Annotated in this window: 19 protein-coding genes; 16 read left to right on the plus strand and 3 right to left on the minus strand. The window is 28.9% G+C overall.

Going from position 1 to position 14,236, the window contains the following annotated elements; translation table 11 throughout:
* The first annotated feature begins 156 nt into the window (after positions 1-156).
* From PTZ02_RS02280 to PTZ02_RS02305, 6 genes are all read left to right on the plus strand, one after another.
* Positions 157-708: a DUF5104 domain-containing protein gene (locus PTZ02_RS02280; RefSeq protein WP_274226202.1), complete on the plus strand. Its 552-nt coding sequence runs from the start codon at positions 157-159 to the stop codon at positions 706-708.
* A gap of 86 nt (positions 709-794) precedes the next feature.
* Positions 795-1,217 carry a hypothetical protein gene (locus PTZ02_RS02285; protein ID WP_274226203.1) on the plus strand — a complete coding sequence of 141 codons (423 nt, stop codon included), beginning with the start codon at positions 795-797 and terminating at the stop codon, positions 1,215-1,217.
* A 289-nt stretch (positions 1,218-1,506) separates the two neighbouring features.
* The gene (locus PTZ02_RS02290; RefSeq protein ID WP_274226204.1) at positions 1,507-2,184 is read left to right on the plus strand and encodes a hypothetical protein; all 678 of its coding nucleotides are present in this window, start codon (positions 1,507-1,509) and stop codon (positions 2,182-2,184) included.
* 172 nt (positions 2,185-2,356) lie between these two features.
* Positions 2,357-3,085 carry a hypothetical protein gene (locus PTZ02_RS02295; protein ID WP_274226205.1) on the plus strand — a complete coding sequence of 243 codons (729 nt, stop codon included), beginning with the start codon at positions 2,357-2,359 and terminating at the stop codon, positions 3,083-3,085.
* Between the two features lie 226 nt (positions 3,086-3,311).
* Positions 3,312-4,733, plus strand: a complete 1,422-nt coding sequence (locus tag PTZ02_RS02300) for a glycoside hydrolase family 1 protein (RefSeq protein ID WP_443112608.1) — start codon at positions 3,312-3,314, stop codon at positions 4,731-4,733.
* Between the two features lie 136 nt (positions 4,734-4,869).
* Complete coding sequence (locus PTZ02_RS02305) at positions 4,870-5,400, plus strand: cysteine hydrolase family protein (RefSeq protein WP_274226206.1); 531 nt, start codon at positions 4,870-4,872, stop codon at positions 5,398-5,400.
* Between the two features lie 57 nt (positions 5,401-5,457).
* On the opposite strand, the gene PTZ02_RS02310 is transcribed toward PTZ02_RS02305, so the two are convergent.
* Together PTZ02_RS02310 and PTZ02_RS02315 are read right to left on the minus strand one after the other, a co-directional pair.
* A complete protein-coding gene (locus tag PTZ02_RS02310) occupies positions 5,458-6,096 on the minus strand; it encodes a hypothetical protein (protein WP_274226207.1) in 639 nt (212 codons plus the stop codon).
* Positions 6,097-6,102: 6 nt separating this feature from the next.
* Positions 6,103-6,423: a PadR family transcriptional regulator gene (locus PTZ02_RS02315; RefSeq protein WP_274226208.1), complete on the minus strand. Its 321-nt coding sequence runs from the start codon at positions 6,421-6,423 to the stop codon at positions 6,103-6,105.
* Positions 6,424-6,603: 180 nt separating this feature from the next.
* Here PTZ02_RS02315 and PTZ02_RS02320 point away from each other — a divergent pair, with 180 nt between their 5' ends.
* From PTZ02_RS02320 to PTZ02_RS02350, 7 genes are all read left to right on the plus strand, one after another.
* Complete coding sequence (locus PTZ02_RS02320) at positions 6,604-7,047, plus strand: GNAT family N-acetyltransferase (RefSeq protein WP_274226209.1); 444 nt, start codon at positions 6,604-6,606, stop codon at positions 7,045-7,047.
* A 27-nt stretch (positions 7,048-7,074) separates the two neighbouring features.
* The gene (locus tag PTZ02_RS02325; RefSeq protein WP_274226210.1) at positions 7,075-7,638 is read left to right on the plus strand and encodes a DUF1003 domain-containing protein; all 564 of its coding nucleotides are present in this window, start codon (positions 7,075-7,077) and stop codon (positions 7,636-7,638) included.
* Between the two features lie 219 nt (positions 7,639-7,857).
* The gene (locus PTZ02_RS02330; RefSeq protein WP_274226211.1) at positions 7,858-8,247 is read left to right on the plus strand and encodes a hypothetical protein; all 390 of its coding nucleotides are present in this window, start codon (positions 7,858-7,860) and stop codon (positions 8,245-8,247) included.
* A gap of 109 nt (positions 8,248-8,356) precedes the next feature.
* Entirely contained in the window at positions 8,357-8,890 is a 534-nt protein-coding gene (locus tag PTZ02_RS02335; protein WP_274228055.1) for a class I SAM-dependent methyltransferase, read from the plus strand.
* A 135-nt stretch (positions 8,891-9,025) separates the two neighbouring features.
* Complete coding sequence (locus tag PTZ02_RS02340) at positions 9,026-9,643, plus strand: lactate utilization protein (protein WP_274226212.1); 618 nt, start codon at positions 9,026-9,028, stop codon at positions 9,641-9,643.
* Positions 9,644-9,715: 72 nt separating this feature from the next.
* Complete coding sequence (locus PTZ02_RS02345; RefSeq protein ID WP_274226213.1) at positions 9,716-10,159, plus strand: DUF3997 domain-containing protein; 444 nt, start codon at positions 9,716-9,718, stop codon at positions 10,157-10,159.
* Positions 10,160-10,198: 39 nt separating this feature from the next.
* Positions 10,199-10,675: an HIT family protein gene (locus PTZ02_RS02350; protein ID WP_274226214.1), complete on the plus strand. Its 477-nt coding sequence runs from the start codon at positions 10,199-10,201 to the stop codon at positions 10,673-10,675.
* A gap of 100 nt (positions 10,676-10,775) precedes the next feature.
* Here the strand turns inward: PTZ02_RS02350 and PTZ02_RS02355 are convergent, their stop codons facing one another.
* Positions 10,776-11,447 carry a hypothetical protein gene (locus tag PTZ02_RS02355; RefSeq protein ID WP_274226215.1) on the minus strand — a complete coding sequence of 224 codons (672 nt, stop codon included), beginning with the start codon at positions 11,445-11,447 and terminating at the stop codon, positions 10,776-10,778.
* A gap of 188 nt (positions 11,448-11,635) precedes the next feature.
* On the opposite strand from PTZ02_RS02355, the gene PTZ02_RS02360 reads away from it, so the two are divergent.
* From PTZ02_RS02360 to PTZ02_RS02370, 3 genes are all read left to right on the plus strand, one after another.
* Positions 11,636-12,358 carry a metallophosphoesterase family protein gene (locus PTZ02_RS02360; RefSeq protein ID WP_274226216.1) on the plus strand — a complete coding sequence of 241 codons (723 nt, stop codon included), beginning with the start codon at positions 11,636-11,638 and terminating at the stop codon, positions 12,356-12,358.
* A gap of 64 nt (positions 12,359-12,422) precedes the next feature.
* A complete protein-coding gene (locus PTZ02_RS02365) occupies positions 12,423-13,364 on the plus strand; it encodes a MerR family transcriptional regulator (RefSeq protein WP_274226217.1) in 942 nt (313 codons plus the stop codon).
* Positions 13,365-13,537: 173 nt separating this feature from the next.
* Entirely contained in the window at positions 13,538-14,209 is a 672-nt protein-coding gene (locus tag PTZ02_RS02370) for a TetR/AcrR family transcriptional regulator (protein WP_274226218.1), read from the plus strand.
* The last annotated feature ends 27 nt before the right edge of the window (positions 14,210-14,236 follow it).

Here is a 14,236-nt window from a genome sequence, read left to right on the forward strand (position 1 = left end):
AAATATGAGTTTGAATTAACTGGATATTCCTGAAAATTATTCGATAATAAATTATATATTAGGATCCTAAAGGCTCAAAAACAGATAAATGGTCTATATCGAAAGATAATAAATATAAATTAACATTTACATTTAAGTAGGAGGGAATAACGAACTATGCAGAAGCTTATAATTGGCTCAATACTTATACTTAGTATGTTATTACTAAGTTCATGCTCAATAGGAGGGTCAAGAACAGAAATGCTTAACAAGGATAGCGATGACACAAAAGCGAATGGACGATTGGAGCAAGTGATTGAAGCTATTAGAAATAAAGATAAAGATGCTTTGCGGGGAATGTTTTCAAAGCAAGCTGCAGATGCAACAGATAATTTTGATAGTGGGGTTGATAATTTATTTGGCTTCATTCAAGGGAAAGTTGGTTCATGGGAAAAGCTAGATGGTCCTACAGTGTTCGAATCAAATGATCATGGACATGAAACTAAAGAAGTCAATTCATATTATTATGTAAATACCGATAAGCAAAAGTACTTCTTTTTACTACAAGATTATCCAATTGATACAGATCACCCTGATAATGTTGGCCTTTATATGCTCTTAGTTGTAAAAGCAGAAGATGAAAAAGATATATATGATGGTGACAAGAAGATAATATATGATGGTGACAAAAAGATATCACACGCTGGAATCTATATACCTATAAAATAGCAATAGAAATAACCGCAATTGACTTATAGTAGAAACTCTGCATATGGGAGGCCAATCAAATTCAGCATATAGGGGGAGGAAATAACATGGACGGTGAGAAGAAAAAAATAAAGTTATTAACTAATAAGGCGGATACTATCGATGAAGAATTAATTATTTTTAAAGAATCACCTGATGACCAAGACATGGTTTTATTAGAAATGACTGTAGAAGGGCAGAAGATCAGTTGCTCAAGTGATAATTTCTTCGCAGCACTGATTGACCTAAGAAGTGAACTTGAAAAAAGAGGGATACAAATTCTTTGCAATGGAGCTGCAAAAAATGTATATCCATCGCCTATGCAATTGTCCATGGGCTATGTTAAGAAGGCATATAAGATATATTTAGGACAGCAAGCTAGAAATAGTGAAACTGTTGATATTTTTGAGTATGAAGAAGATTTGATGTTTACTAGTATTGAAAAACAATCTAAGTTTCACGATGAATGGATAAAGAGTATCATGGGGTAACAGGAAAAATTGTCAAGAAAATGCAGGTTTATACACTTTACGTGTAATCAAAGCACAAGATAAAGAAACACAATTCGGTTACTGGCAAGATATGAAGATAGCTGGTATTTATAAACCGAAAGAATAGCAAAAGATATAAATAACAACTAGCCGTATTTTAGCCATACTAATAATCTAGTCAAAACATAAATATAACTAAAATTAAATATCAAAACCAAATACACGATAATAGAATTAAGTGCCATAATATCAAAATTTTAAATAAAATACAATAAAAGGAGAAACTAAAATGAAGAAAAAAGTGAAGAGAATATTGTTAATAGTATTAGCTGTTGTAATTATTATCATAGGGATATTTGGAGTAATGGTTTACAAAGAAATTCAAACTCGAAATAGAGTAAGTGCAGCCCTTGAAAAAGTAGTTGCTGGGGATTTAAAGCCTCAAGATATAGATTATAAATCCCTTGGAAAGTATGGAGATTTCACTAGGGATATTAGTAATGCTTTTGTAAAATATAAGACTGATTCAGATGAGGTTATAAATGCGTATAATAAATTTAATCCTAGCGATATTTTTAGTGAGAAATATATGATGAATCCCGTTGGAGGTAAAAAATATGTTCAAGATATCGTTGATACGAATTTGAAATACGAGAAATCCGTAGACCAAGATACAGAACTATTGAATAATTCTGTGGACAAATCTCCATTTTCTTCAAAAGATAAAGATCAATTGAGAGAACTTGTAAATAAATTAGATGAGAATACAATAAAGGATGCTAAAGCAACTATCACTAGTGTAAATACTTTTTATTCTAAGGTTGAATCCATCTATGACTTTTTAGACAGCATAAAAGGAAGATATACATATAAAGATAATACCATCGTGTTTGATTCTCAGCAGGATATGGATAAGTATGATGAACTAATTAAAGAGTTAAAAACTAGCGAAAATGCTTTGAAATAGCATGGAAACAAGGAAAGGACTTTAAACTTAAATTTAATAATATACATAAAGAATAAAAATACTTATCAGTTAGAGAATTTGATTTTTGACTGATAAGTATTTTTTTATTGCAAACTATATTACATAATATGGTAAAATATTATTATAATCAGTTTATAAGGAGGGTAGAATTATGAGAAGTAAAATATCAGCTTCAAAAGGAAGTCAATACTGCTTGCAATGGTTTATGCTAAATGCTCCACTGGAATTATCAAATTTAATATTATCATCTTCACCAAGTTTATTATCTTTTACCAATTGCAAAGCTAAGTGGATATCACCAATTCCTAATAATGATTTCTATGAGTATAGAGATGATTTCATAAGAGGTTTATCATTAAAGGACATTAATATATCAGATACTGAGAAAAAGTTAAGAGAATTTTGGCCAAGGAATGGACCGAAGTGGGATGGTCTTGGAGTGTTAGAAGACAGTGATGGAAAACAAGGCGTATTACTTATTGAAGCTAAGGCTCATACAGATGAAACTAAATCAGTATTGAAAGCTTCATCAGATGAAAGTAAAAGTAAGATTGAGGAAGCATTAGAAATTGTTAAGTTGCATATGGGAATAGACAAAAGCTACGATTGGACAAGAAATTACTATCAATTAGGAAACAGACTTGCTTATTTATATTTCATGAATAAAGTATTAAATATTCCAACATGGTTAGTGCTTGTAAACTTTGTTAATGATACGTCTTATATTAAGACAAGCCTTGAAGAGTGGTTAAAACATTATAATCAAGTATATATGAATATGGGAATTAATAAAAATTGCCGACTTTTAGATAAGATTATTCAGATTTTCCCGGAGGTACAAAATTTAGATTTAAAACAAAAATCCATTATAAACTCTTAAGTTCCTTGAGTATCACGATATTATTATATTTCATATAATTTATATTTAAATAAAAGATCCTTATTTTTAGTTTGTTTAGCTAAAAATAAGGATTTTTACATTCATAAGTAGCATACGTTTTCAAATTTTGAAAACTCAGGTGTATTTTTTATATTAGAATATATTTATAAAGTACACGAAGCACATAATTGATTAAAATATAAGATGAAAATTTAAGGGGGATTAAATGAATATGTTAAAAAATAAAGATTTTCCAAAGGATTTTCTATGGGGAGCATCTACATCTGCTTATCAAGTTGAAGGTGCAAGCTTAGAATATGGTAAAGGACCATCAGTTCAAGATGTAAAAGTAATACCTGATAACTTACCTGATTTTAAAGTAGCTAGTGATCAATATCATCATTATAAAGAAGATATTGCATTAATGGCTGAAATGGGATTTAAAACATATAGATTTTCAATTTCTTGGTCTCGTCTAATTCCAAAAGGAGAAGGTGAAGTAAATCCTCAAGGAATTGAATACTATAACAATTTGATTAATGAATGTTTAAAATATAATATACAGCCTTTAGTTACAATGTATCACTTTGACTTACCAGCTGCTTTAGATGAAAAAGGTGGTTGGTCAAATCCCGAAACTGTAGATGCATTTGTTTATTTTGCAAAGGTTATGTATGAGAACTTTGGAGATAGAGTTAAGTACTGGCTAACAATAAATGAGCAAAACGTAATGATACTTATGGGACATGTTATAGGAACCTTTAATCCAGAAGGTGTTGAAAATGTTCAAAAGGCATTATATCAACAAAATCACTATATGCTTCTTGCTCAAGCAAAGGCTATGGTTTTATGTCATGAAATGCTTCCAGGAGCGAAAATTGGACCAGCTCCAAATATATCGGCTGTTTATCCAGCTTCAAATAAACCAGAAGATACTGACGCAGCTAATACATTAAGTGCAATTAAGAACTGGATGTATTTAGATATGGCTGTTTATGGAATATACAATGCAAGAGTATGGAGTATTCTTGAAATGTTAGGTGCAACTCCTGAAATTCAAGAAGGAGATATGGAAATATTAAAGAAAGCAAAACCAGACTTTATTGCATTTAACTACTATAGTACTTCAACTGCTGAAGCTTATCCTATAGAAGAAGCTGAAGCTGCTGGAATTAAAGATCAACAATCACCATTCTCACTTCCAGGAGTATTTAGAGGAGTTAAAAATCCACACTTACCAAAAACAGAATTTGGATGGGAGATTGATCCTATTGGATTCCGTAACACATTAAATGAAGTTTATTCACGTTATCATTTGCCAATAATCATTACTGAAAATGGACTAGGTGCTTATGACAAACTAGAAGAAGATGGCACAATTAAGGATGATTATCGTATTAAATACTTACAGCAACATATAGAACAAATGCAATTAGCTATTAACGATGGAGTTGAGATGATGGGATATTGCCCATGGTCTGCTGTAGACTTAATATCAACTCATGAAGGTTTTGATAAACGTTATGGATTTATCTACGTAAATCGTGGAAACTTCGACTTAAAAGACTTAAAGCGTATACCTAAGAAGTCATTCTATTGGTATAAAAAAGTAATTGCATCTAATGGAAAAGACTTATCAAATAATTAATTTTGCTAGTAAACTTTTAATATAGTAGGACCCAAAAAAATGATCATGGTTTTTAGTAGTATATAAATACTCTAAAGACCATGATTTTTTTGTAGTATAATAAAATATAAGTTTAAAATTAAGGGAGGGGATTTTTATGGGAAAACAAGCGCTTTTAGTTATTGACGTTCAAAATGCAATAGTATTTGATAAACCTTACGATATTGAGGAAGTTATAGGAAATATCAAAAAGTTAATTGAAGCTAGTAGAGAAAATAATGTTGAAGTCATATATATTCAACATACTGAAGAAGAGGGCGAATTTGCAGCTAACTCAGATGGATGGAAGATCTATAGTGAAGTAGCTCCAGCTATAGGTGAGAAAGTTATACGTAAAAACTATAATTCAGCATTTAGAAAGACAAGCTTAAAGGAATATCTTGATAGTAAAGAAATAGAGGAATTAATCATGGTAGGCTTACAAACTGAATACTGCTTTGATACCAGTGTAAAAGTTGCCTTTGAATTTGGTTATAAATTAATTATTCCAGAGAAAACAAACTCAACCTTTGATAATGGAAATATATCAGCAAAGGATTTATATGAATATTATAACTATAGAATATTTAATAATAGATTTGGAACTGTTGAGGGTGTAGATAGAACTTTGGAGAGAATAGTTAGATAATATAAAACCTATAGCTTATACAAAAATCGAATAAGCTATAGGTTTTTATTTTAAAAGTTATCTCAAATAGCTATACCATTTTATATTCTTGTCTAGTTTCTTGCAAATATAGTGAAAAATAAATATTAATAAAAGTGAAATAGCAGAGACTAAGTAACCATTTAATCCTATTGTAAGATAGGATGCTAGAAGCATGATTATAGGGAATAAAAGTACCATGCATAAGACAAAAGTTACAAGAATACAAAGAATTCTATTCTTTAAACCTCTAAATCTTAAGAAGAATTTTCTATAGAAAAAGTTTATTAAAGTACTAGAAAAACTCCAAGTTAGTAGAATGACCACAACTAAGCTTAAAGCTATTTTCCCATAAAATAATTGAAATAGAAAAGAAACAAAAGTTAAAAATACTAAAGAAAAGGTTACCTTCTTTAATATTGAAACTATTATAGTGCTTTTAGAATTATATGAATTAATTATATCTTTACAAAAGATTTTTATATCTGTGCCAATTATATTATCTACTGGAAGGCTGTTATTTTGTGCAGATAATAGCATATCCATCATATCTTCACTTACTTCATTATATAACTTACTATTTACAGAAATATCAGAGCTTTGAAGATAGTTTAAAATATCAAAATAAGCTGTTTTATAGTCACCAGATAAATTATTTTTATTAATATAAATGTTCAACGAATATCACTCCCCTAGAATTGTATTAACATTTAAATATAATTTGTTCCAATAGGCTTTAAAATCATGAAGTTCTTTTTCACCTATCTCTGTTAAATAAAAATATTTTCTGGCAATACCAGTTTCCTCTTTTCGTTTCTTTGAAATAATAAAACCTTTCTTCTCAAGTCGTAATAGAAGTGGATATATAGTTCCTTCTACCATATCATCAAATCCACTATCCTTTAACTTGATTAAAAGTTCATATCCATAAGTTTCTTCTTTAGAAATAATACTTAAAATACATCCTTCTAAAATTCCTTTTAGTATTTGAGTGTTATTCTCCAATCTATCACCACCTATAATTACTATGTAATACAAAGTATATATAAATTATAAAACTAGTTACTTTGTATTGCAAGGTATTTCTAAAATAATAATGGAATAAAATACTTGCAAATGATTAAAACTCCACTTAAACTAAGTTATAATAATTTTATAAAACTTAGGGTAATAGGAGGAAATAGTTTGAACTGGCATATCAAAAAATTTGATGAGTTAAGTATCTATGAATTATATGAAATATTAAAAATAAGGAATAGTGTTTTTATAGTGGAGCAAGAATGTCCATATTTAGACTGTGATGGTAAGGATAAAGATTCATATCACATCTTTTGCGAAGAAGATGGAGAAATTGGGGCATACTTAAGAGTTATAGAAAAAGGGATTTCTTTTAATGAGATATCAATAGGAAGAGTGTTAGTTAGTGATAAATATCGTGGGAAAAATTTAGCTAGGAAGTGCATGGAAAAAGCCATAGAATTTATCGAGAATGAATTAAAAGAAAGTTCAATAAGAATTGAGGCTCAAGAATATTTAACTAAGTTTTATAAAAGCTTAGGGTTTAAAGAAGTGAGTGATGTTTTTTTAGAAGATGGTATTCCACATGTAGAAATGTTGTATATAAAATAAAAAGATAATGAATGGGAGTGATTATTTATGGAGAGTAATAAGGATACTGTATTTAATACCAAAGAAGAGTTAGTACGAGAAATATTAGAAAAGGATAAGGACTTAAAGGGCAGTAATATTGATGAAGAATTACTCCATGAACTTATTAGCGGTAAGGTTTCAAAGAATATAAATAATTCAAATGATGAAAATGCTACATTAGGGCAAAGAACTGCTGATAAAATAGCTGCATTCGGTGGTAGTTGGACATTTATAATAACTTTTGGGATGGTTTTAGCAATTTGGATTATAGGAAATGCTGTTATTCTAAGTAACAAAGCATTTGATCCATATCCTTTTGTATTTTTGAATTTAATATTATCTTGTCTTGCTGCTATTCAAGCCCCAATAATCATGATGTCACAAAATCGTCAATCAGAGAAAGATAGATTAACAGCTGAGACTGATTATCTAGTTAATCTAAAATCTGAAATTGTAATAGAGGACTTACACTATAAAATTGACTTGCTAATGGAGAAACAGGAAGAGTATAGGAAAAACCAAGAAATACTATTAAAGACAATAGAAGAAATAAAAAGTAAGATCAGCTAGTGATACTACTTAATTTAATGTAATAATAGAAAACAAAAAAGTAATGAGTAAGATATGCCAGTCATATTTTGCCCGTTACTTTTTTTAAAATAAAAAATGATTTTTACAAGCCTTTTTGTTATATCCAGAAATATACCAAGCACCATTTCTAGAAAAATAGTAATGTTTATCTATAAATGGTATAATTCTATATAAATTCAAGTTTATATAGGAGATCTTATGAAACAATTAGATATTCTTACTAAGATAGATGCAATTTCAGTAGTAAAGGAAAATAAAACTAGTGTTGACTACTATTTATTTGATGAATTTGAGATACATCAAAATAGAATTCCTCCAAATTCAAAGCAAGAATGGCATATGCATAAAATCATTGAAGAAGTTATTGTTGTTACTGCGGGAGAAATAGAAGTCAAGTGGAAAGAAAACAATGAAATAAAAGGTAAAGTAGTTTCGAAGGGTGCTGTAGTCCGTGTGGAAAAATCAATACATACGGTAGAGAACAAAACAAATAGTTTCGCAGAATTTATTGTTTTTAGAATGGTCCCAGAAGGAAGTAATAAAAGAGAGATAATTAAAAATGATAAAGTAGTTATGGAAGAAATATGAGAAATGGACAAGTTTAATTTAAGAGGTGATTTTTATGAAAGTATTATTAAGACAACCCCAATTATATAGGTTTTTAAGTTGTTGAAATGAAAGTAATTTAGATAAAACGATATTAGACTGTGGAGCAGGAGGAGATTTACCCCCTCTTTCTTTATTCTTAGAGAATGGTTATAAAACTTATGGATTAGAAATAAGTGATTCCCAGCTTGATAAGGCAAAAGAATTTTCTGAGAAGCATGGAGTAGAACTAAATATCTCCAAAGGAGATATGAGAAACTTACCTTTTGAGGATGAATCAATAAGCTTTATATACTCATACAATTCTATTTTTCATATGACCAAAAGGGATATAGAAGCTTCCATTAATGAAATAAAGAGAGTTTTAAAACCAGGCGGTTTATGCTGCTTAAATTTCCTTTCACTTAAGGATGAATGGTATGGGGAAGGAAAAGAATTAGGAGAAAATGAGTTTCTTCAGATTGAAAGAGGAGAAGAGGTTATCCATACCTACTACGAAATTAATGAAGCAGAAAAACATTTTAAGGATATGGAAGTTCTTTATAAAGAAGATCGAGTTATAGAAAGATTACACGAAGGAAAAATGATAAAGCAAGGGTATATTGATTATATAGTAAAGAAATGATACTTCAGTAATAGAAGATTAATTGAAAATTAAATGGTGGAACTGGGATGTAGAGAAGATTTCTAATAACTTATCATATATAAGAAATGGTGATATTGAAGTCTTAAAGAAGTTAGGGTAATGAGGAGTAATTTAATGAAAGAAGAAATGCTAGGTATAATTAAAAGGAATTTTAAATTAAGAAATATAGAAGTTGAGTACTTTGATACATTAGAAGTCGTGAAGTCAAAGATATTAAATATAATACCAGTAAATAGTTCAATAGGTATTGGACATTCAGCTACTCTTCAAAGAATGAATATAACTGAAGAATTATTAGAAAGAGGAAGCATTGTATATGATAAGGAACTAGCTAAAGATAAGGAAGAATGCAAAGTAATAAAAAGAAAAGCATTGATAACAGATTGGTATTTAACTGGTTCTAATGCAGTATCGTTAGATGGACGCATAATAAATGTAGACCATAGCGGAAATAGAGTGGCAGCAATTAATTATGGTCCAGAGAATGTAATTATAGTTGTTGGAATAAATAAAATAGTAGATACGTGGCAAGAAGGAATCGAAAGAGTAAAAAATATAGCTTGTCCTTTAAATGCAAAAAGAGCAGGCTTTAATCCACCTTGTGTAGCTTTAAATAAATGTGTTGATTGTACTTCAGAGGAAAGAGTATGTAATAGTCTATCAATAATAGAGGGACAATCTGTAAAAGGAAGAATTAAGATATTAATAGTAAATGATAATGTTGGGTTTTAGTTTGATAACAAAAACAAGTGTATAGTTTATATACATTAGAAAAATTATTAAATATTATAGAGGAGTTTTTCTATGATGAAATTATCAAAAGTTCTATTAGCGTTTTTACTTTCCTTAACTTTATATGGTTGTGCTGGAGCAGGGGATTATGATATTGATCTACCAGGTGGATATTCATTAATTAGAAGTTCGGCCCATAATGTTACGATAAACAAAAGGATAAACGAGACTAGTTGGGAAAGTGATATAATTCCTGCTAAAGTTGTTGAAATTGCTTCAGATGAAAAATATATTCTTGCAAAACAAATTGGACTTAAAAGAAGAAATCCTGATAATATTAATGATACTTATGAAATACCAGATGAATCTAAAGTGAGTTATTGGATTTTAGAAATAGAAAATGGTAAAGTTTATGGACCACTTATTGAGAAAGAGTTTAATGAAAAGAAAAAGGAACTATCTATATCAACCAACATTGTTTTAAAAAGTGTATCTACTTATAAAAAGAATTCATGACACAACAATGAAATGATAGGTTATTTTTGGAGGAAAGATATGTATAATCATGCGCCAGAAGGGTATGTTTGCCCGTTTTGCTTAATAGTTGACGGAGTAGAGAATGAAAATTTATATACTAAACAGAATGATATAATATACAAAGATGAACATATAACTGCATTTATTGCTTCTAGTTGGTGGAAAAATAATAAAGGACATGTTATTATAATTCCTAATAAACATATAGAGAATTTGTATGATTTGCCATCTGAACTTTCATACAGAATACATGATTTAGAAAAAGAAATTGCTATTGCATTAAAAGAAACGTACAAATGCGATGGAGTATCTTCTAGACAACATAATGAACCCTATGGAAATCAAGATGTATGGCATTATCATCTTCATATATTTCCGAGATATAAGAATGATGATTTATATAAAACAGATAGAGAGAACTCTAATCCAGAAGACCGTTTGGAGTATTCGAAGAGATTAAGAGATTACTTTATGGATAAGAACAGTAATTATTAATTAAAATTCAAATATTAGAGTTAAGGGAAACTTTGAGAAAAGTTTCCCTATTTATATCTATATTTATTTCTATTTATAAAGTATATCTTAATTTAATGGATTAATTACTTTGTTTAATATTTGATAATATCCAATTACTTAAAAAGTTACCAGCTAAGATGAAATTATTCCCATTATCCTTTGATAAAAACACGTTATTATCATTTGTTATTATAATATTAATTCTATAAGCGATTCCTGCATATTCTTTACTTAAAATTTGAAGAGACATAATTCTATCAAGTTTTATTTCTTGAGGACTACCGCTTTCACTAATACTTGAGGAGAATTCCTTTATAATATTTGAATCAGAGGTAGTTGAAATTGGTACTCCTAAGGATTGCTTTACCCCTTTATTTGAAATTAAACGAATTTCATTAATACCTTCTTGTGATAGAGAAAAAGAATTGATTTCTTTTTTGTGATACAAATTAGGTATAGACATTTCATCCGAAGCACTAAAAACAATCCAATTATGATCTGCTTGTCCATCTATTTCATATATTTTCCCATCTGAATTAGTTCTTCCAAATTCTTTTTGAAAAGAAATAGCTTCTAGGGATGTACAAAAATCCTTATCTAATATATATTCTTGTCCATTTCCATCAGTAAGAACCTTTCCATCTTGTGATACAGTGAATTTTTCTAAAGCATTGGATTTTATATATCCATAGGATATTCCACCTATTGATATAAGTAGAGATAATACTATTATTACTATGATCTTTTTCATTGTAATCTCCTAATTGTTTAATTGTTTACTACATTTATTTTTCATTAAAACAACAATTTTTATTATAATACATAATTTATGATTTGAGTATACTTATAAGGCGTTTTGAATCTACTTACCTTAATATGGTAGAATATATAAAGGAAATGATATAGAAGTGTACTGCAAGGCTTAATAGGGGGATAAATATGAAAATAGGTGTTTTATCAGATATACATGGAAATGGTGTAGCACTTAAGTATGTCTTAGATGATATGAAGCAAGAATGCATCGATAAAGTAATAATTCTTGGAGACGTAGTAGTTAAGGGACCTATGCCAACAGAAGTTTTAGAAGAATTGAGAATATATGAAGCTTTAGCATGGGTTAAGGGAAATACAGATAAGTGGTTTGAGGAAATATCTGAAGATTTTTTACCTGAAACTAAAAGGGAAGAAGAAATCTGTTCATATTTAAGCTATTCAAGAGAACATATGAGTTTTGATGATATAGCATTTATAAATAGATTACCAGAAGAGGCTACTTTAAAATATAATGGCGTTAGCATCCTTTGCGTACATGGTACGCCTAAATCAATAGTCGAAGCCATAGATGGAAGTGTACCAATTAATGATATAAAAGAAATAATTAATGATGTAAAAGAAGATATAATTTTATGTGGACATTCTCACTGCCCATTCATAGGAGAAGTAAATGATAAAAAAATATTTAACGTTGGGAGTATAGGTAATTCCCTAGATAAAGATAATAGAGCCTCCTATGGTATATTAGAGTTTTTGGATAATAATGTAAAGTTAATAAATAAAAAGGTAGCATACCCTATAGAAGAGATTCTTAATATTGCTAAAGAAAAGAATTTTCCTAATTTAGATGACTATAAGAGTATTGTAACTTATGCATCAACTGAATAAATGTTTATAGACTATTGACTGTTCCCTTGGGTATTAGCTTATTATTCTAAGAGGAGGGGATTTTATGAGAATAAGTGAAGTTATGGAGATTTCTGCCCTTACAAAAAAGGCTATTAATTATTATGAAGAAGAGGGGCTAATTAAGCCAGCAACAAATGAAGAAAATAATTATAGAGAATACTCAAAAGAGGATATTGATAAACTAATACAAATATCAGTATTAAGGAAGTTTGATGTATCTATAAAGGAAATTAAGAATATATTACAGAATCCAGAATTATTAAAAGAAACTTTAGAATGTCATTTATTAAAGCTTGAAGAGGAAACAAAAAGAATAGATAAGAATAGAAAAGTAATAAAAACTTGCCTTAGTAGTTTATCTAGTTCAAAAATTGAAGTTTCTTATATTACAAAAGAACTTAGCATTTTAAATAGGTGTCTTGAAATGGATGATAAAAGTAGAGAAGGATATATGAGGCGTCAAATAAAGAGGATTTTTCCAGGAAACTTTGGAAAGATGCTGGCTATTAATTATAGTCCATTTTTAAAAGAGCCATTAGATAATAAGGAAAAAGAAAAAGCTTGGATTGATTTAGTTAAATACTTAGATGAAACAGAAAGCTTAGAATATCCAGTTGAGATGAATAAGTTATACGAAAGTATATCTGAAGAAGATATTAAGAAATATGAAAAAATCACAAATGATAATGTAGAAAGGTGGCTTAATATTACTGAAGAGCAGCTTCAGGAGGAAAAAGAGAAGTTTTTAGAATTCTTTCGTAGATTAAAAATAGATTCAGAAGTGCAAGAAGGTTGGAGAAAGACTTTTGATATGAATAAGACTATAAAGAAGCAGATGGAAGACATAAATTATCATGAAAAATTTGCAAGCAAGTTAAGAGTATTAAGTAAAGATTATAGTAAATATATTGAAAATAAAGCAAAGTTAAATGGAATTTTAAATATAAAAGTTGATGAAGAGGGAAAGATAACTATAAATGAATAACTATAATTAAAGAGCTTAGGCTCTTTTTTATTTTACAAATTTATAATAAGAGGATCTTTTAGAAACAATAATACAAAGAAAAGTTGAATTTTATTAACTTGACTTTGATATTTGTAAGTTTTATAATAAGCATAAAATGAAGCGTCATTCTATGCTTGAAGTGAGGTGGAACAATGGTTTACAAAACATCTGTAGAAACACAGAAAAGAAAAGATCTTAAAAAGAAACACATTATAGATACAGCAATTAGTGTATTTGCATTTAATGGATATCATAGAACAACAGTAAAAAATGTTGTAGATGAAGCAAATATCTCTGTAGGCACGTTTTATTTTTACTTTAAAAACAAAGAAGAATTATTTGCGACCCTCTATGATGAAGTAATTGATGAATTTTATGAAACCCTATGCGCTTCATTAAGTAATATTAACAATGAAGTAGATGTAGGGTTTAGTAAGGCTATTGCCTTTTTTCTGAAAGCTATCCAGTGTAATAAGCCTATAGTTAAAATTATGTTAATTGAGGCTGTAGGGTTAAATTCAGAATTTGAGAAGAAAAGAGCAGAGGTTACAAAGAAATTTGTTAACTATTCTGCTGGTCATTTTGAAGAAATGAAGGAAAAGAACATGATTAATGTTCCTGATATCAAGATTTCAGCCCTAGCATTTATAGGAACTTTGTATAATGTGCTTATGGATTGGCTTCAAAGTGAAGAAGAAAGAGATATTACTGAATATGCATATCCAATCACCATATTTAACCTTCAAGCATTAGGTATAACTTATGATGATGAAAAAGTGAAGAGAAGCATTAATGAAATGCTGACAAATTGGAGAGTACCATAAACAAATAAAAAAATAATAAGGAGACAG

This window comes from Clostridium sp. 'White wine YQ', assembly GCF_028728205.1.
Lineage (GTDB): Bacteria > Bacillota > Clostridia > Clostridiales > Clostridiaceae > Clostridium_T.